Raw genomic sequence first — 24,428 nt, forward strand, 5'->3', positions numbered from 1 at the left:
CCCGCCGGCAGCGGGAGGCTCAGCGCCCCCTGCTGCCGGCACCCCCTTTCCTTCCCCCCAGCGCTTCCCGCGTGAGCAGATCGAGGACGACCGTGGCCCAGACCAGCACCGAGCGCGACCGCACCGCACCGGACCCTGACGACACCCGCAAGCCCGACGACCCGACGGACGTCACCCAGCGCTCCTGGGGCTACGTCCTGAAGAAGACGCTGCGCGAGTTCGGCGCCGACCAGTGCACGGACATCGCCGCGGGACTCACCTACTACGCCGTCCTCGCCCTGTTCCCGGGCCTGCTCGCGATCGTGTCGATCCTCGGCCTGTTCGGCCAGGCCGAGACGACCACGGACACTGTGCTCGAGATCGCCGGCGGCTTCGTCTCGGCCGACGTGCTCGACACGATCCGCGGACCCCTGCAGGAGCTCACCTCCACCCCCGCCGCCGGTCTCGCGTTCGTCACCGGTGTCCTCGGTGCGCTGTGGTCCGCCTCCGGCTACGTCGGCGCGTTCGGCCGCGGGATGAACCGCGTCTACGAGATCGACGAGGGCCGCCCGATCTGGAAGCTGCGCCCCACGATGCTCGGCGTCACCCTGGTGACCGTCGTCCTCCTCGTGGTCGCCGGCCTGACCCTCGTGCTCAGCGGTCCGATCGCGCAGACCATCGGCGACGCGATCGGCCTGGGCGACGTCGCCCTGACCGTGTGGAGCATCGTCAAGTGGCCCGTGCTGATCGCGATCATGGTCGTCATCGTCGCCGTCCTCTACCACTGGTCGCCCAACGTGCGGCAGCCGAAGTTCCGCTGGACCAGCCTCGGCTCGATCCTCGCCCTCGTCGTCTGGGCCCTCGCCTCCGTCGGCTTCGCGTTCTACGTCGCCAACTTCAGCAACTACAACAAGACCTACGGCGCGCTCGGCGGCGTCATCGTCTTCCTCCTCTGGCTCTGGATCACCAACCTCGCCCTGCTCTACGGAGCGGAGTTCGACGCCGAGCTCGAGCGCGGCCGCCAGCTGCAGGCCGGCATCGAGGCGGAGGAGCACATCCAGCTCCCGCCGCGCGACACCCGCCAGAGCGAGAAGAAGGCGAAGAAGCACGCCGAGGACGTCCAGGACGGTCGCGAGCTCCGCGAGACCGCCGGACATCCCGACCGATGAGCGACCCCGGACCCCGGACCGCCGGAGAGGACCCGATCACCGTCGTCCGCTCCGAGGAGCGCCTCGACGTCACGACCGTCTGGACCCCGACGGAGCGCCTGCGCGTCCGCAAGGTCGTCGTCACCGAGGAGCGGACGATCACCGTCACGCTCCGCCGCGAGGAGCTCGTGATCGAGCGGGAGCCGCTCGACGGCGAGCCGCTCGACGGCGCTCGCGAGGTCGAGCCCTCGCGGGACGGCCCCGAGCCGATCACCCTCGTCCTGCACGCCGAGGAGCCGGTCCTCAGCACCCGGGTCGTCCCCGTCGAGCGCGTGCACGTGGTGATCGACCGCATCCTCGCCCTGCAGACGGTGACCGAGCCGGTCCGCGCGGAGCGCGTCGACGTCGAGACGGTGCCGCCGCTCCCCGGCGACGACGCCGGATAGCCGCGTCGGGATCCGCACCCGGCGGTGCTCGCGCTCGTCCGTGCTCGCGCTCGCCCTGGCCGAGCAGGCCGACGAGGGCGGACGCGAGGGCGCGGTCGATCTGCTCGAGCACCGGGCCCGCTCAGCGCCACGTGACCTCGCGCCGGGAGATCGCGGCGAGGCTGTGCGCCTGGAGGGAGAGCTCGCGTCCGACCTGCTCGCGGCGGCCGCCTGTGCTCGCCTCAGGCGCGCCGGTCCGCCCCGGAGTTGCGGCTGCCCCACGGCGCCGTCGTCGTCCCGGACTCCGGAGGCGTCTCGGGCACGTGGGCGAGCAGCCGGGACCTCAGCCGTTCGACGCTCCGGGTCCCCGCGGCCCGCAGCCCGAGCAGGCCCGGCTCCTCGACGGGACGCAGCAGGACCGACCGCAGCCGCTTGCCGCGCGTGAACGAGAGCACGAGCTCCCGCCGGCCGCGCGGACCGGCCGTCCGCCACTCCACGCGGCGGATCTCGTCCCACAGCACCTCGGCCTCGTCCGGGCCGGCGAGCAGGGTCAGGACGTCTGCGGAGGGAACCAGGACCACGTACGGGCGGAGCCCCGGATGAGCCAGCGTCGGATCGGCGAACACGAGCAGTCGGGCGAAGTCAGGCCCTCCGCGCACGACGACGCCGCCGGTCGCGCTCGCGGCGATCAGCGCCCGCGGCGCCGCCAGCTGGCGGGAGACGACCACGACGACCCCGAGCGCGACGGCCCCGATGAGCACGATCGGCACCGCGAGCAGCAGGGGGAAGTCGAACCCCGCCTCGAGGAAGCGGTCGAATCCGGACGGCGCTGGCACGCGATCACGCTACCCGCTCGGTGCCGGACGCTCGCGCCGCGGAGGGGAGCACAGCGGAGGGGGGCACCGCGGAGGGGGGCACCGCGGTCGGCCTCCCCTCCGGGGTCCCTCACTTCCTCCGCCGGCGCTCGCGCGGAGTGGTCCGGATCCCGGTCGTCCCGGTGACCGTGTTGACGCCCTCGGTGTCGATGTCCGTCGGACGCTCGCCGGGACGGTACGCGGTGTCGACGGCCGACTGCAGCGACTCGTCGACGACGGTCGCGGCGGCGATCGCGCGCTCCATCCGGTTCTGCCGAGAGCGCAGGAACAGCCCCAGTCCGATGATGACGATCAGCGCGAGGTAGCAGACGGCCGCGAACGGCCGGGTGACCAGCGCCGTCAGGTCGCCCTGCGACAGCTGCAGTGCCCGGCGCAACTGCGCCTCCGCCATCGGGCCGAGGATCAGCCCGATGACCAGCGGCGCGACGGGGTAGCCGAAGCGGCGGAGGAAGTAGCCGACGACGCCGATGACGAGCAGGATCACGATGTCCACGGTCGAGAAGTTCACGGCGTACGCGCCGAGGACCGCGAAGGTCAGGATCCCCGCGTAGAGGTACGGACGCGGGATCTGCAGGAGCTTCACCCACATCCCCACGAGCGGCAGGTTCAGCACCAGCAGCATCACGTTGCCGATGTAGAGGCTCGCGATCAGCGCCCAGACCAGGCCGGGCTGGTTCGTGAACAGCTGCGGTCCCGGCTGGATGCCGTAGCTCTGGAAGGCCGAGAGGATGATCGCCGCGGTCGCCGTCGTCGGCAGGCCGAGCGTCAGCAGCGGGACGAGGACACCGGCGGCCGCCGCGTTGTTCGCCGACTCCGGACCCGCGACGCCCTCGATCGCCCCGCGACCGAACTCGTGCTTGTGCTTCGAGAGCTTGCGCTCGGTCGCGTAGGACAGGAACGTCGCCACATCCGCGCCGCCGGCGGGGATCGTGCCGATCGGGAAGCCGATAGCGGTCCCGCGCAGCCACGGCTTCCACGAGCGCTTCCAGTCCTCGCGGGTCATCCAGCTGCGCCAGCCCCGGGTGACGGGGATGACCTGGACACCGCCGTGCCGCATCCGGGACGCGACGTAGAGCGTCTCGCCCACGGCGAAGAGCCCGACGGCGACCAGGACGACGTCGATGCCGTCCGCGAGCGGCAGCAGGCCGAAGGTGTAGCGCTGCTGGCCGGAGAGGATCTCGGTCCCGACGAGCCCGACGAACAGGCCCAGTCCGAGTGAGCTCAGTCCCCGCCAGACCGAGGAGCCGAGGAGCGCGCCGACGGTGATGAAGGCGATCACCATCAGGGCGACGTAGTCGGCCGGGGCCAGGTTGACCGCCCAGGCGGCGATGGTCGGCGCGAGGAGGGTGAGCAGCACGGTGGCGACGGTGCCGGCGACGAAGGAGCCGAGCGCCGCGGTCGCGAGCGCCGCGGCTCCGCGGCCGACCTTGGCCATCTTGTTGCCCTCGAGCGCGGTGACGATCGACGCCGACTCACCGGGGGTGTTCAGGAGGATGCTGGTGGTGGATCCGCCGTACATGCCGCCGTAGTAGATGCCCGCGAAGGTGATCAGCGCCGCGGTGGGATCGAGCGTGTAGGTGAGCGGGAGCAGCAGGGCGACGGTCATCGCCGGCCCGATGCCGGGGAGCACGCCGACGGCGGTCCCGACGAGGACGCCGAGGAAGGCGAAGACCAGGTACTGCGGCTGGGCGGCGGTCGCGAAGCCCTCGAGGAGGGCGCCGATGTTGTCCATGTCAGCGTCCGATCAGGTCGAGGAGGGGCTGCAGCCAGCCGAGCAGGGGGCCCAGGGGCAGGGAGAGGCCGAGCAGTCCGCCGAAGAGGATCTGCACGGTGAGCCCGAGCGCGAGTCCGACGAGCAGTGCGACCCACCACTTCTTCGCGCCGAGGGACCAGGCGACGCCGCCGAACAGCAGCGCCGCGGACAGGGCCCAGCCGATGACGTCGATCAGGGCGATGTGGGCGACGACGAAGGCGACGAGCTTGCCGAGGGTCACCCAGTCGGTCGGGGCGTGGGCGTCGATGTCCTCGCCCTCCTCCTGCGGCCCGAGGCGGCCTCGGAGGACGTCGACGAGGACCATGACGGCGGAGAGGGTGAGGATCCCGCTGACGAGGAAGGGGAACACCCGCGGGCCGACCTGGGTGCCGGCCCCGGGGACCCGGATGGAGAACGCTCCGACGAAGACGAACACGCCGAGGGCGACGGCGAGCACGACGAAGATCAGCTCGCCGATCCTCCGTGCCCGCTCGCCGTCCGCAGGAGGGGCGGCGACCGCCCCTGCCTGCGAGACGGGAGGTGCGGACCGGGACATCAGTCGACCAGGCCGATGTTCTTCAGCGTCGCGCCGACCTCCGTGATGTCGGTCTCGAGGAAGTCGCCGAACTCGTCGCCGGTGAGGAACGCGTCGGTCCAGCCGCGCGTGTCGAGCTCGCTCGTCCACTGCTCGCTGGCGTGCAGCTCCGTGACGAGGTCGGTCAGCGCGGCGGTCTCCTCCTCGGACAGGCCGGACGGCGCGAGCACGCCGCGCCAGTTGGTGAGGGTCACGTCGTAGCCCGCGTCAGCCATCGTCTCGACGTCGGGCAGCGACTCGACCGGCTCGGCCGACGAGACCGCGAGGGCGCGCATGGTGCCCGCGTCGATGTGCTCGAGGAACTCGCCGACGCCGGAGATGCCCGCGCCGACGTTGTTCCCCAGGATCAGGGACACGGCCTCGCCGCCGCCGGAGTTCGGGATGTAGTTGAGCTTCTCCGAGATCTCGGTGCCGGAGAGGCCGGCGGCCTCGAGCAGGAGACCGGCGAGGATGTGGTCCGCGCCGCCGGCGGAGCCGCCGGTCACGGTGACGTCCTGGCCGTTCTCGACGATCGCCTCCGTGAGGTCCTGGAGGGTCTCGTACTCGGACTCGGCCGGGACCACGACGACGAGCGCCTCCTCGGTGAGGCGCGCGATCGGGGTCGTGTCCTCCATGCGCACGTCGGCGGCGTTGGTCTCCACCGCGCCGACCATCACCAGACCGGTGACCATCAGCGTGTTCGGGTCCTGCTCGTTGGCGAGCGCCGCGAGGCCGACGGTCCCGCCGGCTCCGCCGATGTTGGTGACGGGCGCGGATCCGACGAGGTCCTGCGCGGTGAGCAGCTGCGACATCGATCGTCCGGTCTGGTCCCAGCCGCCGCCGGGGTCGGCGGGGACGATGATCTGCAGCGACTCGACGGCGCCGCCCGAGCCGCCGCCGGAGCCGGTGGCGGGTGCTCCGGCGTCTCCGCCGGAGGAGCAGGCGGTGAGGGCGAGGGTCGATGCGGCGAGCACGACGAGGAGGGGCTTGGTTCGCATGGCGGTTTCTCTCCTTTGAGAAGGGCCCGGGTGCGGGATCGGGCGGGTTCGCGGCGACCGCGGACGGCGCGGTGCGCACGACAGAAGCTAGTGAGCGCCCGGCGGACGGCAGGGGTTACGGAACTAAGACGCCGGTTCCGTAACTATTGGTCTGCGCTCGAACGCTCTCGTTTCGATCTCGACGGGCACGGCGGCGGGTGGGCGGGGGTCATGATGGGCGGGTGGGTCGAGCACTGTCGCTTCGAGTGCAGCTCCTGGTTCTCCAGGCGCTGATCGTCGCCGTCGCCGTCATCGCGACCGGACTCGTCGCTGGCTCACTCCAGGAGCGCTCCCTGCGGGCGTCCTACCTCGACCGCATCACCGGGGTCGCCCGGTCGGTGGCGAACCTGCCGGCGATCACCGCGGCCTTCGACGACGAGGACCCCTCGGTCGTGATCCAGCCGATCGCCGAGGTGATCCGGGAGGCCTCCGACGTCACCTACGTGGTGGTCACGAACCGCGAGGGTCTGCGCTACTCCCACCCCGACACGGAGCGGATCGGGCAGCGCGTCTCGACCGATCCGTCGGTGCCGCTCGCCGGCGACACGTTCGTCGGCACGCAGACGGGAACGCTCGGCGAGTCCTGGCGCGTGAAGGTGCCCGTCTTCGACGCCCAGGGCGCCGTGATCGGGACCGCGTCGGTCGGGATCCTCGAGTCCGCCCTGCGCGAGGATCTGCTCGGTCACCTGGGCTGGCTGCTCTGGGCGATGGGCGGCGCCGCCGTTCTCGGCATCTTCGGCGCGGCCGGGGTGACCGCCATCATCCGGCGCCGGATCTTCCGGCTCGAGCCGAGCGAGATCGCCTCCCTCGTCACCCAGCAGGAGACGATGCTCCACCGGCTCTCCGAGGGCGTGATCACCGTCGACGACACGGGCCGCATCGTCGTGTTCAACGACGCCGCACGCGCCCTGCTCGGCCACTCCCCCGATCCCGCGCAGGCACCGCCGCGGGCGGAGGACGTGCTCGACGCGCCGCTGCTCGAGGTGCTCGAGTCCGGAGAGCGGGAGGGACGGCTCGTGCTCGCGGGCGAGCGGATCCTGATCGCCCGCGGCACGGGCACCCGCAGGGGCGACCGGACGGTCGGAGGGACGCTCCTGCTGCGCGACCACACCGAGCTGCACCAGCTGCTGCAGGACATGGACGGCGCGCAGTCCCTGACCGCGGGCCTGCGGGCCCAGGCCCACGAGTTCGCGAACACCATGCACGTCGTCTCCGGCCTGCTCGAGCTCGACTGCGTCGATGACGCGAGGGCGTTCCTCTCCCGCCTGGGCACGAGCGGGCCGCTCGGCGTCGGCGGGGCGATCGCTCCGGAGATGGTGATGGAGGATCCCGAGCTCACCGCGCTGCTGATGGTCAAGAGCGCGCTCGCGCGGGAGCTCCGGATCGATCTCGCGGTGTCCTCCACTCCGGACGCCGAGCTGCTCGCCGGACGCCTGCCCTCCGTCCTGCGCGACGACGTCGTCACGATCGTCGGGAATCTGGTCGACAACGCCCTGGAGGCCTGCGGCGCCGGTCACCGGGTGCAGGTGACGTTCTCCGTCGAGCGCGGAGAGCTGCTGATCGAGGTCGACGACGACGGCGAGGGGATCGCCCCCGACCGCTACGAGCACGTCTTCGAGGAGGGCGTCTCGTCCAAGCGGGGAAGCGCCGGCGCCGAGCACCGCCTCCACGGCCGCGGCATCGGGCTGACGCTCGTGCGCCGCGTCGCCGAGCGCAACCACGGCGCCGTCGCCGTGAGCGGATCGGCCTGGGGCGGCGCGCGCTTCACCGCCCGCCTCGGCCTCCCCTCGGCGACCGCGGCCCGAGGTGCCTCGTGAGCGCCCCGCTGTCCGTCGTCATCGTCGACGACGACACCTCGATCGCCACGCTGCACGAGCGCTTCGTCGCCGCCCACCCCGGCTTCCGCGTCGAGGAGGTCGCGTTCGACGGGCCCTCCGCCGTCGCCGCGATCCTCGCGCGGCGCCCGGACGTGGTCCTGCTCGACTTCCATCTGCCGGGACACTCGGGGCTCGAGGTCCTGCGGGCGGTCCGCGCCGCGGCCGGCCCGCAACCCGACTTCATCGCCGTCACCGCCGTGCGCGACGTGGAGAGCGTCCGAGCGGCCCGTGCGGCGGGAGTGCACCACTACCTCGTCAAGCCCTTCACCGCCTCGGCGCTGCGCAACCGGCTCGACGAGGTCGCTCACGACCGCCGGCTGTTCCAGGGCGCCTCGGGGCTCCAGCAGAGCGAGATCGACGCGCTCTTCACGCCGGGCCCTCGCGGGGCGAGCACCCCGAAGGGCCTCAGCGTCGAGACGCTCGAGTCGATCGTCGGCGCCCTCCGCGTCGACGTGGACGTCTCGGCGACGGAGGTCGGGGCGGCCGTCGGGATCTCCCGCGTCAGTGCCCGCCGCTACCTCGAGTACCTCGTCGGCTCCGGCCGGGCCACCCGCACGCTCCGGTACACGACCGGCCGGCCCTCCAGCGCCTACACCCTCTCGGGCTGATCCGCCCTCTCGGTCCGACCCGCCCTCTCGGATCGACCGTCCCCGCCCTCGCGGATCCCGGCCGGCCCGGCTAGACCGGGGTCGACTTCAGCAGCCGTGTCACCGCGATCATCGCGCCGCCCACGACCGCCGGGATCCCACCGCCGGGGTGCACCGAGGCGCCGACCCGCCACAGCCAGGGCCGCCAGGGGTCGCTGTAGGAGGGGCGGTGGAAGGGCCCGCTCTGCCAGGAGGGACGCGCCGCGCCGTAGAGGGCGCCGTGCGGCTCGCCGCCCTCGCCGTAGTACTGCGGATCGAGCACCGTCTGCTCGGCGAGGTAGTCGGTGAGAGGCCTCTCGAGCCCCATCGCCTCCGAGACGCGGTCGACCTCGCGCCGCACGAAGGGGTGCTCGACCGTGTAGCGACCGCCGTCGGCGGGCGCGGTGAGCAGGACGCCGAGGGTGCTGTGCGGATTCGGGTACACCTCGCCCGCGCGGTACTGGTTGACGAACACCATGGTGTCCGCCGGCTCGTCGCCCGCCTCGAGGCTGCGGTGGAGAGCCGCCGGCTTCGTCGGCAGCACCACGCTGTGCGTCGCGATCTCCGCCGGCAGCTCCTCCCGCAGCACGCCGTACACCGCGATCGCCGAGCAGGAGAGGGTGCGGGGGCGCAGACGGGGAAGCGCCGGGATCCGCGACGGACCCGTCAGCGCGGCGAGCCGGTCGGCGTCGACGGCACTGACGACGAGGTCGGCGGAATACCGCCCGGCGTCCGTGGTGACCGACCCGCGCTCGATGCGGACGACCCTCTCCCCGGTGCGCAGCTCGACCCCGGCCGCCTCGGCCAGCCGGCCCAGCGCGAGCACGATCTCGTACACGCCCCCGCGCGGCACCCAGGCCCCGGTCTCCGCCATGATCGCCGGCATGCTCGCGTAGAGCGCGGGGGTGCGCGAGGGCGAGACACCCGCGTTGAGGGTGTGGATCGCGATGATCTCGCGCAGCCCCTCCGGCAGCCACGGCAGGCTGTCGAGGTAGGCGCGCGTGGTGAGGCGCGAGCCGTAGACGGCCAGCAGCCTGCGCAGGGCGGGGAGGGCGGCGCGGTCGAGGGGGTCGGCGAGCAGCAGCTCGGTCACGTCGTCGGCGAGCGGCGCGTGCAGCTCGGAGAAGCGGCGCCAGGCCGGGTACCAGGGGTGCTCCGGCGCCACCGGCAGGGAGGTCTCCTCCCCGTCGAAGTAGTAGCGGCCCACCTCGGGCATCCGCACCAGGTCGAGCCGGCCGGCGTCCCCGACGCGGTCGGTCGTGCGGCCGTCGTCGCCGAGGCGCCGCAGCAGCTCGTCCCACACCGCGGGGAACGTCACCAGGGACGGCCCGGTGTCGATGCGGTCCTCCCCCAGCCGGAGGCGACGGCTCTTCCCACCGAGCTCGGCGGAGGCCTCGAGCAGGGTGACGCGGTGGCCCGCGTGCGCGAGCAGCGCGGCGGCGGTGAGTCCGCCCATTCCGCCGCCGACCACGACGACGCGGCTCACGACTCGCCCCCGAGCACGATCGAGACGAGGAGCAGCACTCCGGCGAACGACCCCGCGATGTACGGGAAGGCGACCGAGAGCCGGTACAGGCGGTGACCGGTCTCCGGCGTCGGGGCGCGCAGCAGGCTCGCCACGAGGACGCCGGCGATCAGGAGGTTGGCGGCGGCCACCGGCACGCTGACCACGGCGAACAGCGCCGTGGAGACGATCCACCAGGCCCCGCTCCAGAGGGCGGTCCCCCGCGGGCCGAGCCGCACCGCGGTGGTCGTGATGCCCGCATCGCGGTCCTCCACGATGTCCTGGACCGCGTCGAAGGCGTGCTTGGCCACGCTCCAGGCCATCAGGCCGAGGGCCGCGGGCCAGACCGGCGACACCTCGAAGGCCGCGGGCACGATGACCAGGGGCAGCGCGTACGCCGCATTGCTCAGCGAGTCGAGGAACGGCCGCGCCTTGAAGCGCAGCGGCGGGGCGGAGTAGAAGACGAAGACGCCCGCGTAGAGCAGGATCGCGGCGTTCGCGAGCGGCGGCAGCGCGAGGAGGAAGTAGACGAGGAACGGCAGGTTCACCGCGGCGACGGCCCAGGCGATGAGCCGCACCTCGGACTGCCGGATCCTCGCGCCCTCGAGCGAGCCCTTGCGGGGATTCGCCGCGTCCGTGTCCTGGTCGTAGATGTCGTTCACGCCGTAGATCAGCAGATTGAACGGCAGCGTGAGCCACAGGATGATCGGCAGGGCGCGCAGGTCGAACAGAGCGCCGGTGAGCCACACGGCGACGAGGCCGGAGCCGATGGTGTTGATCCAGAGCACCGGTCGCGAGATGTGCACGAGGCGGCGCACGGCGGCACCGATTCCGAGCGGCGCGGTGCTCGCCGTCCGCTCACTGCCATCAGTCACTCGCCCGAGGCTACCCGGCCTCGGAACGCAGGGTGATGACTTGCGGGCCACACTGGGGGGATGCGTATGATGCTCGCCACCGCCGGCACCCGGGGCGATGTGGAGCCGTTCGCGGCCCTCGCCCGGCACGCCGTCGCCCGCGGTCACGAGGTTCTGCTGGCCCTGCCGGACGACGCGGACGCCCCCGAGGGGGTGGACACCGTGGCCCTCGGTCTGGACGCTCGGCGGGTGCTCTCCCCCGCCGGTCGCACCCCGTGGGCTCTCGCGCACCACCTGCGCCGGGAGGTGCGGCCCGCGATGCGGCGGATGCTCGCCACCGCCGTGCGGGAGACGGTCGCCTTCGAACCCGACGTGGTCGTCCACCACCCGCTGATCCTCAGCGCGCCGATGGCGGCGGACGCGCTCGGCGTGCCCCGCGTGCTGGTGGAGTTCGCGCCGGTGGCCACGCCGAGCGAGCGCTTCCCCGCCGCCGGCGGTCCCACGGCCACCCGCGACCTCGGCGCCTACAACCGGCACACCTACGCCGTGCCGCGCAGTGCCGCGCGGCTCTTCGAGGCCGACGTCGCCCGCGCCGCCGCCGAGCTGCCGGGCGGTCGTCGTCCGGCCGGGCGGTCGCCGTCGCGCGCGACGCTCATGGCGGTGAGCCCCGCGCTGCTGCCGCGGCCCGACGACTGGCCGGAGCGGGTGCACCAGACGGGGGCGTGGTTCTCGGAGTCGTCGGCGTCTCCCGATCCCGCCGTCGCCGAGTTCCTGGCCGGCGGACCCTTCCTCGTCGCGTCGTTCGGCTCGATGGCGACCGGAGACGCCTCGGCTCGCGGCGACGCGATCGTCTCGGCCGCCCGCGCCCACGGCCTGCGGGTCCTGCTCGTCACCGGCTGGGGCGGCCTGGCGCTGCCGGCGGAGTCCCGCGGCTCCGACGTGCTGGCGGTGCGGGCGGCGCCCTTCGACGCGGTCCTGCCGGGCGCGGCGCTCGCCGTGCACCACGGCGGGGCCGGCACCTCCCACGCCGTCGCCCGGGCCGGCGTGCCGGCCGTCGTCGTGCCCGTCACCGCCGACCAGCCGTTCTGGGCCGCCCAGCTGCACCGGCAGGGACTGGCCGCAGCACCGGTCGCCCTGCGCCGCCTCTCGGGCGGCATCCTCGTGCCCGCGATGACCGACGCCCTGTCGCGGCGCGAGCGGGCCGCGGAGGTGGGCCGTCTCATGCGGACCGAGCACGGGGTCCAGCGGGCGCTGGACGCGCTCGAAGCCCTCTGAGACGAGGCGACCCGACGATCATCGGACGGGTTACGACGGGCGCGATCGGAACCGCGCCGTCGCCCGGCTCGGGCCGTCCGGTGTCCGCCTCCCCCGGCCCGGGCCGCGACGATCCCGCGGAGAGGGACCTCTCTCCCGTCGCGTCGCCCCCGGCGGGGTATCGGCACCAGGATGCTCCCCTCGAAGTCAACTAAGTTGACTTCATTGCTCGACGACAGATTGCTCGACCACAGAAGGAGAACTCATGTCCACGACTCCCGCACTCACCGCCCAGAGCTCGATCGGGGAATGGCTGAATAACCCCGAGGGCTCTGCTCTGATCCGCGACGTGCTCGGCGGCGCCGCCGGCGGCTTCGACGAGGCGAAGCTGGCGCCGGTGCGATCGCTGCCGCTGCAGCAGCTGGTCGCGCTCAGTCAGGGGCAGCTCACGCAGAGCGTCGTCGACGATCTGGTGCTCCGGGCGAACGGCGGCGTCATGCCCGAGGCCGTCGAGAGCACGGGCTGGCGCGAGAGCGTCGTCGCCGGGCGCTTCACGGGCAGGACCGTGATCGTGACCGGCGCGGCGTCCGGGATCGGCCGCGCCACCGCCTCCCGCATCGCCCGCGAAGGAGGGCGCGTCGTCGCCGTCGACATCTCGGCCGAGCGGCTCCAGGAGTTCGCGGCCTCGCTGCCCGACGCCGAGATTGTGCCCGTCGCCGGCGACATCACGAAGCAGGACGACATCGACGCGATCGTCGCGGCGGCCGGTGAGCGGATCGACGGCCTCGCCAACATCGCCGGGATCAACGACGACTTCTCCCCCGCCCATGAGACCTCGGACGCGGTGTGGGACCGGGTGATCGCCATCAACCTCACCGGCGGCTTCAAGCTCTCCCGCGCCGTGCTCCCCGCGATGCTCGCGGCCGCGGCCGGATCGATCGTCAACGTCGCCTCCGAGGCGGGGCTGCGCGGCAACGCGTCCGGCAACGCCTACACGGTGTCCAAGCACGGCGTCGTCGGGCTCACGAAGAGCGCCGCCTTCATGTACGCGGGCAGCGGGATCCGCGTGAACGCGGTCGCGCCGGGCGGTGTCGCCACGGGGATCCCCTTCCCGCCGAACGTCTCCGAGGTCGGCAGTGCTCGCCTCGCCCCGTTCCAGAGCGCCATCCCGTCCGTCGCCTCGGCGGAGCAGCTCGCGGCGTCGATCACCTTCCTGCTGAGCGACGACGGCGTGAACATCAACGGGGCGATCCTGCCCAGCGACGGCGGCTGGTCGGTGCAGTAGCCGCGGGCACACCGGCCGACCGGATCAGGTCCTAGGCGTCAGAAGGCTCTGCAAGGCGTCGCCGTAGCGCTCGACGATCCGGTCGTGGTCGGTGGCGAGGAGCACCTCGTCGCCGACCACCCACATCGAGTGCAGCAGGCCCCCGACGAGCGCAGCGGCCAGCCGAGCGCGCAGGTCGGCGTCCGACCCCGCCATGCGAGCGCGCAGCGGGGCCACGAACGCCTCCTCGTGCACGGCGCGGAGCCTCGCGCCGATCGCGGGCTCGCTCCCGCCGCGCACCAGGGCGAGGAAGACCGCCTGCGTGTCGCGCTCGTCCTCGAGCATCGTCGCGAGGAACGTGCGGCCGAAGTCCTGCAGCGGCACGTCCAGCTCCGGGCGGTCCCGGATGCTCACCTGCATCACCTCGAGGAACAGCGCCTCCTTCGATCCGGACCTGCGGATCACGACGGCGGGATCCACCTGCGCCTCGGCGGCGATCTCGCGGATCGTGACCCGCGAGTACCCCCGCTCCCGGAACAGCCGTTCCGCCGCCGCTCGGATGCCCGCGCTGAGGTCGGCAGGGGAACGGCGAGGCACGGTGGTCGATCGTACCGGCGAGCAGCGGGGTCCGCGGCGATCGAGGCTCGCGCGGTCCTCCTGTCCGCAACCGGACGTGTCCGCTAGAGGGTCTTGCCGCGAGGCGTCCCCGCCGGAACACTGAACCCGATGAGCACACACGGCGTCCGCGCCCCCCGGCCCTCCGACCTCGCGCGACGCACACTGATCGGTGCCGCCTGGTCGACTCCGGTCGTCGCGGTCGCCGTGGGCGCGCCGATGGCGGCGGCCAGCACCGCCGGGCCCACCGCCCGGGTGGCGTGGGACGGCCCGACGGGCGTGCAGAAGGAGTCGTCCCTCCTGCTCCTCGTCCTGCAGCCCCCTCCTCGCGACGCCCCGGTCGTCCGCGGGACCGGAACTCTCACCCTGACCGTCCTCGAGGAGTACGCCTTCTCGCCGGCGCGATCGGTCGTCGCGCCGGCGGGATGGACGGTGATCGACGACCACGGCCGGACGATCACGATGATCGCCCCCGCCGGGGTGCGGGCGGGCACCAAGGGCTTCAACGTCGAGTGGGGTGAGCTGTCGGGCAACTGGACGACCACGGCGACGTGGACCGAGAGCGACGTCACCGGCTCCGTCTCGTCGGCCATCGAGGTCGGACCGCGGGGCTTCCCCGCGATGCAGTGGACGACCAACCCCGCGGTCCGCGGCGGGACGTCGACGCTCCGGCTGACGGTACCGGCCGACTGCTACGCGATCGGCTACCAGGGGCTCGTGGTGATCCCGGCGGACCTCTTCGACGCATCGATGATCACCCTGCCCGCGGGCTGGTCCGTCCTCGACGAGGGCGATCCCGCGAACGCCTACGTCGGCGGCCCGACCATCGCCGGTGCGACCGACTTCGGCTTCGCCTTCGGCCCGGGCTCCTCCCCGATCAGCCCCGTCGTGCAGTGGATCGCACCGACGGCTCCCGGCACGACGCCGATCCAGGCACGACCGCCCCTCCGGCTCGCCCCGGCCTGACGCGCGCCCCGGCCTGACGCGCGCCCCGGCCTGACGCGCGCCCGCAGTGCGTCGCCGTGCCGACACCGACAGCCACTGCTTTCGAGTTCGTCGGTCGGATCCCGGCGATTTCCGCACCCGGGACGAGTCATCTGTGGTCTGCTGAGCTGCGCGCGGATCGAGCCGTGTCCCGCCCAGCACGCCGCTCGGGCGCCGCGCTTCCCCTGAACAGAAAGAGATCCGTGGAGCAGTCCGCCCCTCAGCACCCGTCCACCTCTGCACCGCTGACGCGCCGAGCACTCACAGGCCTGGCATGGAGCGCTCCCGTCGTCGCTCTCGCGGTTGCAGCACCGGCAGCAGCCACGAGCCAGCCCACTGAGACCGTCGGGCTTCGAATCCTCGAGCCGACGATCGAGGCGAGACCCGGAGAGACCTTCCCCATCCGAGTCCAGTTCCTCGACGCGGCCGGCCAGGGCGTCATCGCGAAGCTGGTGATCGTCAATGGTGACGGCGCCCTGATGTTCTCCCACCCCGGATACCGCGGCGGCGAATTCGACTCCACCACCTACGCCACCACAGACCAGACCGGCTCGGCGACCTTCACCGCGGAGCTCGACTCCGGCACCTCCCCAGGCCAGAACTACGACTACAGCGTGCGCAGCATTGGCAGCACCAGCACTGTCACCCTCGGGAAGGTAGTCGTCGTCTAGCGGCACTCCCGTCCCGGGCGCCGGAATAGCCAGGTGCTCCTCGCGCGCTTCCGCAGGCGTCTCCGTCAGAAGGCCGTCGAGTCCGTGTCGACCACGACCTCTGCCGCGATCCTGGACAGCGTCCCCTCCGCTGGCAGCATCGCCGCGCATGTCCTGGACCTAGGTGGGCGACGATCACTGCACGGGCTTCACCCGGACGGGTGCCAGGAGTGGGGCTGATGCGAGCTGACCTGGAACCGGTACCGTGCGAGCGGATCGTTGCGCTTGTGCGGCGGCACGAGAGGGGAATCACATGCTCCGACAATCCAGCCGCCGAGTGCGCATGACATCCATCGGCATCGCAGCCATGACTTTCGCCACCGCACTGACAGTCGGTGCCGCCGTGCCGGCACAAGCCGACGTCGCGTACGGGACGCTGCAGGGAACGGTGAGCGGCGCCGGAGCTGGTCCCGTCGCTGGCATCGACGTGATCCCCGTGAGTGACCAGGGGTACCAGGTCGGGGACGGTGCAACGAGCGATGCGGAGGGCCACTACTCCCTGAGCGTCGAGACCGGCTCTTACCAAGTGGCGTTCCTCCCGCCGACGGGGAGCCCCTGGGCGGCGCAGATGTGGGACGGGGTCCTCACCACTGCGGAAGCGTCCGAAGTCGACATCGTCGCCGACTCCACTACGACGGCCGACTCGACCCTGATTCTCGGCTCGACCGTCTCCGGCCGGGTCACCTGCGACGGCGTCCCCACCGGAGGCATCTCTGTCGGAGCCGTGAACCGCATCAACCTCCTGTTGGGGCGTGGGGCAGTGACGAACCCCGATGGCACCTACGCGATCACCGGCGTCATCCCGGGCAACGTCGAGATCTCGTTCCAGCCCTTCCCCATCGACTGCATCCCCGAGTTCTGGAAGGACGTCCCCCTCGGAGGAACTCCGACGCCTCTCCTCGTGACCGCGGGCCAGGACCGCTCAGGCATCAACGGTGAGCTTTCGAGCACCGAGGCACCCGAGCCCGCCATCCCGGCGAAGGTCGCCGCGGTCCTCGAGCGCCTGGGCATCGACGCGACCGACCCGCGCATCGCCGCCGCCTGCACGACCACGGCCGACTCCGCGCTGCAGCGCCGGATCGAGCGCCTCGGCGCGAACGTGCCGCTGTCCACCATCCGCCAGGTTCGCGCAGCGCTCTGCTGACCCCGGCATCGGCCGACCATCTCGATGAGACGGATGACCAGCCGTTGAGAGAAGCGGTCGTCGGCGAATGCCGGCGGCCGCTTCTTTTCGTCTCGAGCCCGACCACACAGTGCAAGCGCAGCACCGGAGTCGTTCGGCCACGCGAACCGGTAGCTTCCGTGACGCACCGACCGACGATCGTTTCGCACTCAGCTGCGCCGACTTCAGACATGCCGCAACACCTCCACGTTGAGCGCCAGGCGTCGACGTCTTGGTGGCAGGACTACTCACCAGGCACGACAGCGCGGGCATCTCGGCGTACAGCTGCTCCAGGCGCGCCAGAGCTCTCTCGTCCGCGATCCGGCGAGCGTCCGAGCTCACAGAGAGTCGTCCACCGGCGGGAGGGCCAGCGCGACCTCCACGGTCCGCGCGTCCTTCAACTGCGCACGCTGCACCGCCCGATACACGGTCGATCGAGCGACCTTGAACTCAGTTGCGAGCTCCGCGACGGTGTAGTTGCCGGCGTGATGCTCTGCGACCGGGTGTGCCTCGATCTTCGGCGAGAGCTTCGGCGCCCGCCCGCGCAGCCGACCCTTCGCCTTCGCGATCTTCATGCCCTCCTTCGTGCGAGAGCGAATGAGGTCGCCTTCGAACTCGGCGACCATTGCGAGAACGTTGAACAGGAGCCGGCCAATCGGGTCCTCCGGATCATGGACCGATCCCCCGATGCTGAGCTTCACCCCTCGGCGCGTGAGCTCGTCGACGATGTCCCGCGCGTCGGTGATCGAGCGCGCGAGCCGGTCGAGTTTCGTCACGAGCAACGTCGACCCGGTGTCGCACGCCGCCAGCGCCTCCCGCAACGCTGGACGATCGCGATTGCGACCCGTGAGACCGGAATCGACGTAGATCCGATCCGACGGAACGCCGGCCGCCTCGAGCGCGTCGCGCTGCGCGGTCGCGTCCTGCTTGTCCGTCGAGACGCGGGCGTATCCCACGAGAGCTGCCATCCGAACAATGTGTCATTTGGCGCCCCGCCATCGGGCATTTCATCGGGCGGGTCTAACGGGACAATCAGGGCCGCGAGATCTCGGCACGTTGTCAGTTTTCGAGGTCCTCTGCACAAGTTCGCAAGGTCCTCTGCACGACGCTTTGGGCTGCCCGTCGCGAAAGGCGGCACACGGCGGCTTCTAACGAAATGCTCATGCCGCTGCACTCTGGAGGGCGGGCGAGAGATATAACGTCAGCGGGCGAACGTGCGCCCGTAGACCGCCACGTCCAGTCGTTCGTCTCCGAGCGGCAACGCAGAGGCGAGGACACCTTCACAAGTGAACCCGAGCCGCTCAGCAACGCGCGAGCTGCGCTTGTTCTCCACCGCCGTCCGAATCTCAACTCGACGGATTCCTCGGCTTCGGACCTCCGTCAGCAACGCAACGCAGGCACGAGTCACGGCGCCACGACCCTCGGCCGCAGCGTCGATCCAGTACCCGAGTTCCGCTGTCTGCGTGTAGGAGTTCGTTCGAAGAGAGGCGGAACCGACGAGAGCGTCGCCGGACATGATGACGGTCGGCAGCACGGATCCCGCGGCGAAGTCCGCCAGCTGAGCACGAGTGAAGGCAGCGGTGCCTTCGAGTGTTTGGTCGTAGAGCGCCCACGACTCCCACCGCCGTAAACGCTCAAGATTGGCGAGCGTCAGAGCGTGCATCTCCTCGACGGTATCGAGGGTGCGTAACGCGAGCCGGAATCCACCGCCGAGTTCGTGAGTGAAACGCATGCGACTAGCATCTCGTAGGCAGCCCACTCCAACTACCGGAGCTGTCATTCGGAGCGTACGCCGGCATCGGGGAGCTACGTCTAGGTGCTCTTGCGCCCGAGGACGCGAAGGCCATCTGATCGCACCTCACCCGTGGGCGAGACGTGACGGTAGAGCGTCTGGCGCGAGATGCCCAGTTCTTTGCACAGGGCGCCGATGTTCGTCTCCGGCTTGCCCATCGAAGCCATCGCGAGTCGCACCTTGGCGGGCGTCATGGTGAACGGGCGCCCGCCGACCCGACCGCGTGCTCGAGCGGACGCGAGGCCCGCCATCGTTCGTTCGGAGATGAGCTCCCGCTCGAACTCGGCAAGGGCCGCGAAGATCCCGAAGACGAGCTTGCCGGCCGCGGTGGTCGTGTCGATCGCCGCTCCTTGACCCGTGAGCACTTTCAGCCCGATGCCGCGGGCGGTGAGGTCATGGACGGTGTTCACGAGGTGGTGAAGGTCGCGTCCGAGCCGGTCGAGCTTCCACACCACGAGCGTGTCGCCCTCGCGCAATGCCTTCAGGCACGACAGCAGACCCGGCCGATCATCCTTCCGGCCGGACGCGAGGTCGGCGTACAGCTGCGCGTCATCGACGCCGGCCGCGACCAGCGCATCGCGCTGCGGATCGGTGGTCTGCGTTCCGTCGGTGTGGAGTTGATCGCTCTGTGGCGGTGTTCTGCGATCGCATCATGGCGGCATCGAGTGACCGTCTGGGGTACACCCAAATCTGACGTCAGGCGCAGGACCCGAGCGCGTCCGAGTAGGGCCGTGTCGGGCCTTGTCTGACACTTGCCCCTGCTGCTCTTAGCCTTCAACTCGGCCGTAGGGCTGGTCGAAATTATTTGCGCTTCAGTTTGTAGTGCTGTCGGGGTCGTGGCTGTTTGTAGTGCTGTCGGGGTCGTGGCTGGCTGCCCAGGTGGCGAGTAGCGCGAGGTTGTCGGCGGAGGGTGAGCCGGTGTCTGCGGTGTAGGTGCCGATGGAGAGGCCAGGTTCTCCTGGCATTTCGAAGACGTCGTAGGTGAGGTCGAGGTCTCCGATGGCGGGGTGTCGGTAGATCTTCCGGCCGGTGCGGTGTTCGTGGACGTCGCGCTCGGCCCAGTTCTGGCGGAATTGTGGGCTGCGGGTGGAGAGTTCGCCGATGAGGGTGGTGAGTTCGGGGTTCAGCGGGTCGCGGCCTGCTTCAAAGCGGAGCATCGCGGCGGTGAGGCTGCACGCGAGCGCCCAGTCTTCGTAGAAGTGGGGGGCGCGAGAGTCGAGAAAGATGAATGTCGCCATGTTGGGGTGATCGACGTCGAAGAGGGGCGCAAACAGGGCTCGTCCGAGCATGTTCGATGCAACGAGGTCTTGGTGGGTGTTGTAGACGACTGCGGGCACATGCATGTTGTCGAGGACTCGTTGCACGGAGGCGCGGACGGTCCTGGTGGGGGCGTCAGTCCGGTGGGAGGGAAGGAGAGGTTGCTCGTGGGCGAGGTCGAAAAGGTGCGCTCGTTCTACGTCGGTGAGTTGAAGAGCGCGGGCGATGGAGCCGAGGACGCTCTCGGAGGCGCCGAGGATCGCGCCTCGTTCCAGGCGTGTGTAGTAGTCGGGGCTGAGCCCGGCGAGAGCTGCGACTTCTTCGCGGCGTAGCCCTGGAACGCGTCGGTCGCCGCCGGTGTCGGGGATCCCTGCGGCGGCTGGGGTGAGGTGGGCGCGGCGAGAAATCAGGAATTCGCGGATCTCGTCTTTGCTGCTCATCGTGGCTCCAGGGTAGATCTGCCGGTGCTGGGGTGCGGCAAGTGCCGCGCCCCAGCGGTGAGGTGGTTCAGAGGGTGAGGAGCACCTTGGTGGCGCGGCGCTCATCCATCGCCTTGTATCCCTCAGCGGCGTCCTCGATGGGGAGGGTGAGGTCGAAGACCTTGCCGGGGTCGATCTTCCGGTCCCAGATCAGCTGGATCAGGTCCGGGAGGTAGCGGCGCACGGGCGCGGGTCCGCCGAGAGCGTGGATGCCGGCGAAGAACAGCTGGATGCCGGGGATCTGAACGTCATAGTTCACGCCGACGTAGCCGAGGTGACCGCCGCCGCGGGTGATCCCAACGGCTTGCATGAACGACTCCTGAGTGCCGACCGCTTCGACGACGGAGTGCGCACCGAGCCCACCGGTCATCTCCATGATCTTCGCGATGCCCGCGTTGCCGCGTTCTTCGACGATGTCGGTGGCGCCGTAGAAGGTGGCGAGGGCCTGCCGTTCTGGGTGGCGAGACATGGCGATGATGCGTTCGGCGCCGAGCTGCTTCGCGGCGAGGACCGCCATCAGGCCCACGGCGCCGTCGCCGACGACGACGATGGTCTTCCCGGGTCCGGCTTGAGCGGCGTCGGCGGCGAACCAGCCGGTACCGAGGACGTCAGAGGCGGCGAGTAGCGACGGGATGAGGTCCGCATCGGGCTGACCGGGGGTGGCGACGAGGGTGCCGTCGGCGTAGGGGATGCGAGCCTTGTCGGACTGGGTGCCGATGGTCGCGGACACGAACTCCGCGTGCACGCACTTGGACTGGAAGCCGGACTGGCAGATCTCACACGTGTTGTCCGAGATGACGAACGAGCCGACCACGAAGTCGCCGACCTTGATCGTCATCACGTCCGCGCCGATCTCCTCGACGATGCCGACGTACTCATGGCCCATCACCTGATGATCGGCGTCCTCGACGCCGCGGTACGGCCAGAGGTCGGATCCGCAGATGCAGGTCGCGGTGAGGCGGATGATCGCGTCGGTGGGGTCGATGATCGTGGGGTCTTCGCGCTCCTCGACATGGACGTCGCCGGCCTTGTACATGATGACTTGACGCATGGGTCTCCTCGGGTTTCGACGCTCGGAGCGTCACCGGTGTGCTGAACGGGCCTGATTGTGGCGGCCCTGCACTCATGTAACGCCTGCGCCGGGTCGCTGTGGGAGGACGAATCCGGGCCCCCCACGATCCCGGGTCACGCTCCTACCGTGAAGCGAGTCGATCGCGTAGTTCTGCTGCGCCGGCTGGTCTTCAGCGTCACAAGCACACCCCCGAAAGGAACCCGTATGACTGAATCGAAGGTATGGCTGATCACTGGCAGCAGCCGCGGAATGGGCACAGAGTTCGCCCGCCGAGCTCTCGAGGTGGGCCACCGCGTCATCGCCACCGGCCGCAACGCTGACCGGGTACGAGACGCGCTCGGGGAGCACGAAAACCTGCTGCCCGTCAGCCTCGACGCGACCGATCCCGCATCGATCGAGACGGCAGTCCAGAGCGGCATCGACCGCTTTGGTCGCATCGACGTGCTCCTGAACAACGCCGGCAACTTCCAGACCGGATTTTTCGAGCAGCTCACCGATGCCCAGATCCGCGGCGAAATGGACACTAACTTCTTCGGCGCTTTGAACGTCACCCGCGCCGTTCTTCCGCTTCTGCGCGCGCAGGGTTCCGGGCAGATCGTCACTGTCACCTCGACCGCTGGTGTTGTCGGCTACCCCTTTGGCAGCGCCTACGCCGCGTCGAAGTTCGCGCTGGAGGGGTGGATGGAAGCCCTTCACGCGGAGGTCGAGCCGTTCGGTATCACCACCACGATCGTCGAGCCGGGAATGTTCCGCACGAAACTGCTGACCGAGGGCGAATCGACCCTCTGGCCGGAGCTGACCATCGACGTTTACACCGAGCAGACCGAACAGCTCAAGGGCATGTGGCGAAACCTCGACGGTAAGCAGCCCGGCGACCCGGCGAAGCTCGCCACCTCCCTTGTCCAGATCCTCGACCTCCCCGAGCCGCCCGAGCGGTGGGTCGCGGGCGATGACTCGATCGAAGGCGTCATTCAGAAGGGCAAGCAGCTCATCACCCAGGCCAACGCCCACCCGGAACTTTCCCGGAACCTGAGCCACGCCTGATCACGTCCCTCGCACCAGGAACGGTTCTTCGTCGACACCGATACCGGATGAACGGCAAATGATGCTGGCGCCCCGGCCGTCCACCCGCTCGTGACGTTGCCGGCCGGCCGCGGCCCGGTCTCTTGACACCTTCCCGACGTACGCGACGGATATCAGTGGCAGGCCCCGGCCTGACCCCCCAGAGCGCGGCCTGGAAAATTGCCGCTCATGGGGGGACGTAGTTCGCCCTGGCAGGGTCCACGTCCGATCGGTTTCGATGGACGTCGGTCGTCGGCACATTACGGCGAGTTGAAGCGCCCCTTCGCTGGGGTTGAACCCGATTCGAAAGCAGGCACCATCATGCGCGGAGTTATCTTGCACGGCCCCGGCGATGTTCGCGTCGAAGAGCGCGAGGATCCCACCATCCTCGAGCCCACCGATGCGATCATCCGCATCACTGCGGCATGCGTGTGCGGGTCAGACCTGTGGCCCTTCCGCGGTTTTGACCCCGTCAAAGAACCCATCCAGATCGGCCACGAGTACGTCGGCGTCGTCGAGGAGGTCGGCTCAGCCGTCACCCGAATCAAAGTCGGCGATTTCGTTGTCGGCCCCTTTGTCACCGCGGACAACACGTGCGAGATCTGCAAAGCCGGGTACCACACCCACTGCCCCAACCATGTGGACATGCCCACCATCGGCATGCAGGCCGAACGCGCCCGCATCCCCCAGGCAGACGGTTCCCTCGTCGCCACTCCCGGCCAGCCCGACGAGGACCTCATCCCGTCGCTGCTCACAGCGTCCGATGTCCTCGCGACCGGCTGGTACGGCGCTGTCTGCGCCGACGTCGGCCCGGGGAAGACCGTCGTCGTCATCGGCGATGGCGCGGTCGGTCTGATGGCGGTCCTCGCCGCGAAGCAGCTCGGAGCGGAGCGCATCATCGCGATGTCCCGCCACGCCGACCGTCAGGCTCTCGCCCGCACCTTCGGCGCAACCGACATCGTCGAGGAACGCGGCGACGAGGGTGTGGCGAAAATCAAGGAAATTACCGGAGGGTGGGGCGCCGACTCCGTCATCGAAGCCGTCGGCACCAAGGAATCGATGTCTCAGGCCATCCGTTCCACCCGCCCCGGCGGACACCTCGGCTACGTCGGGGTACCAGTGACCGTAGAGCTGAACGCGTTCGAGCTGTTCGGCAGCAGCATCAGCTTCACCGGTGGGGTCGCTCCCGTAATCCGGTTCCTCCCAGACCTGGTCGAGCGGATCTGGAACCGCAGCATCAACCCCGGTCTCGTGTTCGACCTCACCCTTCCGCTCGAGGACGCGGCTGAGGCGTACAAGGCGATGGATGAGCGCCGCGCCACGAAGGTACTGCTGCGTCCGTAACACCTCCTACCGGGGCCCGGCAACCTCCCCACCCCATGCTGGGCCCCTTCCCCGCGCCCGCACACGCCTCAAGGAGAACCACTGATGAGCACCATCGCAATCATCGGAGCCGGCCAAGGCCTCGGCCTAGCCGTCGCCCGCCGATTCGGGAAAGAGGGCCACTCCGTCGCCCTCATCGCCCGCAACCAGGACCATCTCTACGCTCTCACCGGCGCACTCACCGCCGAGGGGATCACCGCGGCGGGGTTCATCGCGAACACTCGCGACCCCGACTCTCTCCGGAGCGCGCTGGAGCATGCAGCGGAACGACTCGGCGTGATCGAGGTCCTGCAGTACAGCCCACTCCCGGCGAAGGAATTCATGCGACCGGTGCTCGAGACCGTCGCCGCGGACCTTCTGGGTCCGGTGGAGTTCTCCATCTACGGCACCGCCACCGCCGCCCACCAGGTCATCCCCGGCATGCGTGCACTCGGCGGCGGGAGCATCCTGCTGATCAACGGTGCCAGCGCCGTGCGCCCCGGCGCGAGCGTCACCGGCACCTCTGTCGCGTTCGCCGGACAAGCCGCCTACGGGCAACTCCTCCACGACGCCCTCGCCCCAGAGAACATCCACGTCGGCCAGCTCATCATCCCCCAGGGCATCGGCGGCGGAGACCCCGCACACGAACCTGACGCACTGGCAGACCGGATCTGGCACATCCACACCGACCGGGGCGAATTCCGCAGCTACGCCGCCCCGATGGACGACTAACTCTCACCCTAGTTATCGACGACGGCAACAA

General features: G+C 70.4%; 23 protein-coding genes and 1 pseudogene. 12 read left to right on the plus strand and 12 right to left on the minus strand.

Translation table 11 applies throughout. The annotated features are described in order from the left end of the window. Positions 1 to 92: 92 nt before the first annotated feature. Both HRK28_RS16995 and HRK28_RS17000 read left to right on the plus strand, forming a co-directional pair. Entirely contained in the window at positions 93 to 1,148 is a 1,056-nt protein-coding gene (locus tag HRK28_RS16995) for a YihY/virulence factor BrkB family protein (RefSeq protein ID WP_173252494.1), read from the plus strand. Beyond that, on the plus strand, positions 1,145 to 1,573 hold the full coding sequence (locus tag HRK28_RS17000) for a YsnF/AvaK domain-containing protein (RefSeq protein ID WP_173252495.1): 429 nt from the start codon (positions 1,145 to 1,147) through the stop codon (positions 1,571 to 1,573). Before HRK28_RS16995 ends, HRK28_RS17000 begins: the two co-directional genes overlap by 4 nt. Positions 1,574 to 1,794: 221 nt before the next feature. Here the strand turns inward: HRK28_RS17000 and HRK28_RS17005 are convergent, their stop codons facing one another. The 4 genes from HRK28_RS17005 to HRK28_RS17020 form a co-directional block, all read right to left on the minus strand. Further along, complete coding sequence (locus HRK28_RS17005) at positions 1,795 to 2,388, minus strand: hypothetical protein (RefSeq protein ID WP_173252496.1); 594 nt, start codon at positions 2,386 to 2,388, stop codon at positions 1,795 to 1,797. Between the two features lie 109 nt (positions 2,389 to 2,497). Further along, on the minus strand, positions 2,498 to 4,159 hold the full coding sequence (locus HRK28_RS17010) for a tripartite tricarboxylate transporter permease (RefSeq protein WP_160089501.1): 1,662 nt from the start codon (positions 4,157 to 4,159) through the stop codon (positions 2,498 to 2,500). A gap of 1 nt (position 4,160) precedes the next feature. Next, positions 4,161 to 4,736, minus strand: coding sequence for a tripartite tricarboxylate transporter TctB family protein (locus HRK28_RS17015; RefSeq protein WP_160089503.1), 576 nt, complete (start codon positions 4,734 to 4,736; stop codon positions 4,161 to 4,163). Beyond that, positions 4,736 to 5,752 (minus strand): tripartite tricarboxylate transporter substrate binding protein, encoded by a 1,017-nt coding sequence (locus HRK28_RS17020; RefSeq protein WP_173252497.1) that lies wholly within the window; start codon positions 5,750 to 5,752, stop codon positions 4,736 to 4,738. The genes HRK28_RS17015 and HRK28_RS17020 overlap by 1 nt, the downstream gene beginning before the upstream one ends. A gap of 245 nt (positions 5,753 to 5,997) precedes the next feature. On the opposite strand from HRK28_RS17020, the gene HRK28_RS17025 reads away from it, so the two are divergent. Both HRK28_RS17025 and HRK28_RS17030 read left to right on the plus strand, forming a co-directional pair. Beyond that, positions 5,998 to 7,608: a sensor histidine kinase gene (locus HRK28_RS17025; protein ID WP_173252498.1), complete on the plus strand. Its 1,611-nt coding sequence runs from the start codon at positions 5,998 to 6,000 to the stop codon at positions 7,606 to 7,608. Beyond that, positions 7,605 to 8,276, plus strand: coding sequence for a response regulator (locus tag HRK28_RS17030; protein WP_173252499.1), 672 nt, complete (start codon positions 7,605 to 7,607; stop codon positions 8,274 to 8,276). The genes HRK28_RS17025 and HRK28_RS17030 overlap by 4 nt, the downstream gene beginning before the upstream one ends. A gap of 70 nt (positions 8,277 to 8,346) precedes the next feature. Here HRK28_RS17030 and HRK28_RS17035 read toward each other — a convergent pair whose 3' ends face one another. Then, on the minus strand, positions 8,347 to 9,780 hold the full coding sequence (locus HRK28_RS17035) for an FAD-dependent oxidoreductase (protein ID WP_173252500.1): 1,434 nt from the start codon (positions 9,778 to 9,780) through the stop codon (positions 8,347 to 8,349). After that, complete coding sequence (locus tag HRK28_RS17040; RefSeq protein ID WP_173252501.1) at positions 9,777 to 10,673, minus strand: UbiA family prenyltransferase; 897 nt, start codon at positions 10,671 to 10,673, stop codon at positions 9,777 to 9,779. The genes HRK28_RS17035 and HRK28_RS17040 overlap by 4 nt, the downstream gene beginning before the upstream one ends. A 60-nt stretch (positions 10,674 to 10,733) precedes the next feature. On the opposite strand from HRK28_RS17040, the gene HRK28_RS17045 reads away from it, so the two are divergent. Both HRK28_RS17045 and HRK28_RS17050 read left to right on the plus strand, forming a co-directional pair. Beyond that, positions 10,734 to 11,927 carry a glycosyltransferase gene (locus tag HRK28_RS17045; protein WP_173252502.1) on the plus strand — a complete coding sequence of 398 codons (1,194 nt, stop codon included), beginning with the start codon at positions 10,734 to 10,736 and terminating at the stop codon, positions 11,925 to 11,927. 244 nt (positions 11,928 to 12,171) lie between these two features. Next, positions 12,172 to 13,191, plus strand: a complete 1,020-nt coding sequence (locus HRK28_RS17050) for an SDR family NAD(P)-dependent oxidoreductase (RefSeq protein WP_173252503.1) — start codon at positions 12,172 to 12,174, stop codon at positions 13,189 to 13,191. Positions 13,192 to 13,215: 24 nt separating this feature from the next. On the opposite strand, the gene HRK28_RS17055 is transcribed toward HRK28_RS17050, so the two are convergent. Next, the gene (locus HRK28_RS17055; RefSeq protein ID WP_173252504.1) at positions 13,216 to 13,767 is read right to left on the minus strand and encodes a TetR/AcrR family transcriptional regulator; all 552 of its coding nucleotides are present in this window, start codon (positions 13,765 to 13,767) and stop codon (positions 13,216 to 13,218) included. A gap of 129 nt (positions 13,768 to 13,896) precedes the next feature. On the opposite strand from HRK28_RS17055, the gene HRK28_RS17060 reads away from it, so the two are divergent. From HRK28_RS17060 to HRK28_RS17070, 3 genes are all read left to right on the plus strand, one after another. Beyond that, a complete protein-coding gene (locus HRK28_RS17060; protein WP_173252505.1) occupies positions 13,897 to 14,751 on the plus strand; it encodes a hypothetical protein in 855 nt (284 codons plus the stop codon). A gap of 221 nt (positions 14,752 to 14,972) precedes the next feature. Then, entirely contained in the window at positions 14,973 to 15,440 is a 468-nt protein-coding gene (locus HRK28_RS17065) for a hypothetical protein (protein WP_173252506.1), read from the plus strand. Positions 15,441 to 15,915: 475 nt separating this feature from the next. After that, positions 15,916 to 16,623, plus strand: coding sequence for a hypothetical protein (locus HRK28_RS17070; RefSeq protein ID WP_173252507.1), 708 nt, complete (start codon positions 15,916 to 15,918; stop codon positions 16,621 to 16,623). Positions 16,624 to 16,979: 356 nt separating this feature from the next. Here HRK28_RS17070 and HRK28_RS17075 read toward each other — a convergent pair whose 3' ends face one another. From HRK28_RS17075 to HRK28_RS17095, 5 genes and pseudogenes are all read right to left on the minus strand, one after another. Further along, positions 16,980 to 17,609 (minus strand): recombinase family protein, encoded by a 630-nt coding sequence (locus HRK28_RS17075; protein WP_173252508.1) that lies wholly within the window; start codon positions 17,607 to 17,609, stop codon positions 16,980 to 16,982. 233 nt (positions 17,610 to 17,842) lie between these two features. Further along, a complete protein-coding gene (locus HRK28_RS17080; protein WP_173252509.1) occupies positions 17,843 to 18,373 on the minus strand; it encodes a GNAT family N-acetyltransferase in 531 nt (176 codons plus the stop codon). Between the two features lie 80 nt (positions 18,374 to 18,453). Then, a pseudogene (locus tag HRK28_RS17085) lies at positions 18,454 to 19,041 on the minus strand (recombinase family protein); the annotation flags it as partial. Between the two features lie 204 nt (positions 19,042 to 19,245). Beyond that, positions 19,246 to 20,130 carry a helix-turn-helix transcriptional regulator gene (locus HRK28_RS17090; protein ID WP_173252510.1) on the minus strand — a complete coding sequence of 295 codons (885 nt, stop codon included), beginning with the start codon at positions 20,128 to 20,130 and terminating at the stop codon, positions 19,246 to 19,248. A gap of 67 nt (positions 20,131 to 20,197) precedes the next feature. After that, on the minus strand, positions 20,198 to 21,220 hold the full coding sequence (locus tag HRK28_RS17095; RefSeq protein WP_173252511.1) for a zinc-dependent alcohol dehydrogenase family protein: 1,023 nt from the start codon (positions 21,218 to 21,220) through the stop codon (positions 20,198 to 20,200). 225 nt (positions 21,221 to 21,445) lie between these two features. On the opposite strand from HRK28_RS17095, the gene HRK28_RS17100 reads away from it, so the two are divergent. The 3 genes from HRK28_RS17100 to HRK28_RS17110 all read left to right on the plus strand — a co-directional run bounded on the left by HRK28_RS17100 (position 21,446) and on the right by HRK28_RS17110 (position 24,397). Next, a complete protein-coding gene (locus tag HRK28_RS17100; protein WP_173252512.1) occupies positions 21,446 to 22,285 on the plus strand; it encodes an SDR family oxidoreductase in 840 nt (279 codons plus the stop codon). A gap of 339 nt (positions 22,286 to 22,624) precedes the next feature. Beyond that, complete coding sequence (locus tag HRK28_RS17105; protein ID WP_173252513.1) at positions 22,625 to 23,647, plus strand: zinc-dependent alcohol dehydrogenase family protein; 1,023 nt, start codon at positions 22,625 to 22,627, stop codon at positions 23,645 to 23,647. Positions 23,648 to 23,731: 84 nt separating this feature from the next. Beyond that, on the plus strand, positions 23,732 to 24,397 hold the full coding sequence (locus tag HRK28_RS17110; RefSeq protein WP_173252514.1) for an SDR family NAD(P)-dependent oxidoreductase: 666 nt from the start codon (positions 23,732 to 23,734) through the stop codon (positions 24,395 to 24,397). Positions 24,398 to 24,428 lie beyond the last annotated feature (31 nt).

This window comes from Rathayibacter sp. VKM Ac-2835 (genome assembly GCF_013266705.1).
Taxonomy (GTDB): Bacteria; Actinomycetota; Actinomycetes; order Actinomycetales; family Microbacteriaceae; genus Rathayibacter.

Bases quoted from the DNA above. Each gene is read 5' to 3' on its own strand.
- HRK28_RS17090 (WP_173252510.1), bottom strand. From the start codon at position 20,130: ATGAGCAGCAAAGACGAGATCCGCGAATTCCTGATTTCTCGCCGCGCC.
- HRK28_RS17110 (WP_173252514.1), top strand. From the start codon at position 23,732: ATGAGCACCATCGCAATCATCGGAGCCGGCCAAGGCCTCGGCCTAGCC.
- HRK28_RS17015 (WP_160089503.1), bottom strand. From the start codon at position 4,736: ATGTCCCGGTCCGCACCTCCCGTCTCGCAGGCAGGGGCGGTCGCCGCC.
- HRK28_RS17080 (WP_173252509.1), bottom strand. From the start codon at position 18,373: ATGCGTTTCACTCACGAACTCGGCGGTGGATTCCGGCTCGCGTTACGC.
- HRK28_RS17045 (WP_173252502.1), top strand. From the start codon at position 10,734: ATGCGTATGATGCTCGCCACCGCCGGCACCCGGGGCGATGTGGAGCCG.
- HRK28_RS17000 (WP_173252495.1), top strand. From the start codon at position 1,145: ATGAGCGACCCCGGACCCCGGACCGCCGGAGAGGACCCGATCACCGTC.
- HRK28_RS17010 (WP_160089501.1), bottom strand. From the start codon at position 4,159: ATGGACAACATCGGCGCCCTCCTCGAGGGCTTCGCGACCGCCGCCCAG.
- HRK28_RS17100 (WP_173252512.1), top strand. From the start codon at position 21,446: ATGACTGAATCGAAGGTATGGCTGATCACTGGCAGCAGCCGCGGAATG.
- HRK28_RS17075 (WP_173252508.1), bottom strand. From the start codon at position 17,609: ATGGCAGCTCTCGTGGGATACGCCCGCGTCTCGACGGACAAGCAGGAC.
- HRK28_RS17060 (WP_173252505.1), top strand. From the start codon at position 13,897: ATGAGCACACACGGCGTCCGCGCCCCCCGGCCCTCCGACCTCGCGCGA.
- HRK28_RS17050 (WP_173252503.1), top strand. From the start codon at position 12,172: ATGTCCACGACTCCCGCACTCACCGCCCAGAGCTCGATCGGGGAATGG.
- HRK28_RS17020 (WP_173252497.1), bottom strand. From the start codon at position 5,752: ATGCGAACCAAGCCCCTCCTCGTCGTGCTCGCCGCATCGACCCTCGCC.
- HRK28_RS17105 (WP_173252513.1), top strand. From the start codon at position 22,625: ATGCGCGGAGTTATCTTGCACGGCCCCGGCGATGTTCGCGTCGAAGAG.
- HRK28_RS17095 (WP_173252511.1), bottom strand. From the start codon at position 21,220: ATGCGTCAAGTCATCATGTACAAGGCCGGCGACGTCCATGTCGAGGAG.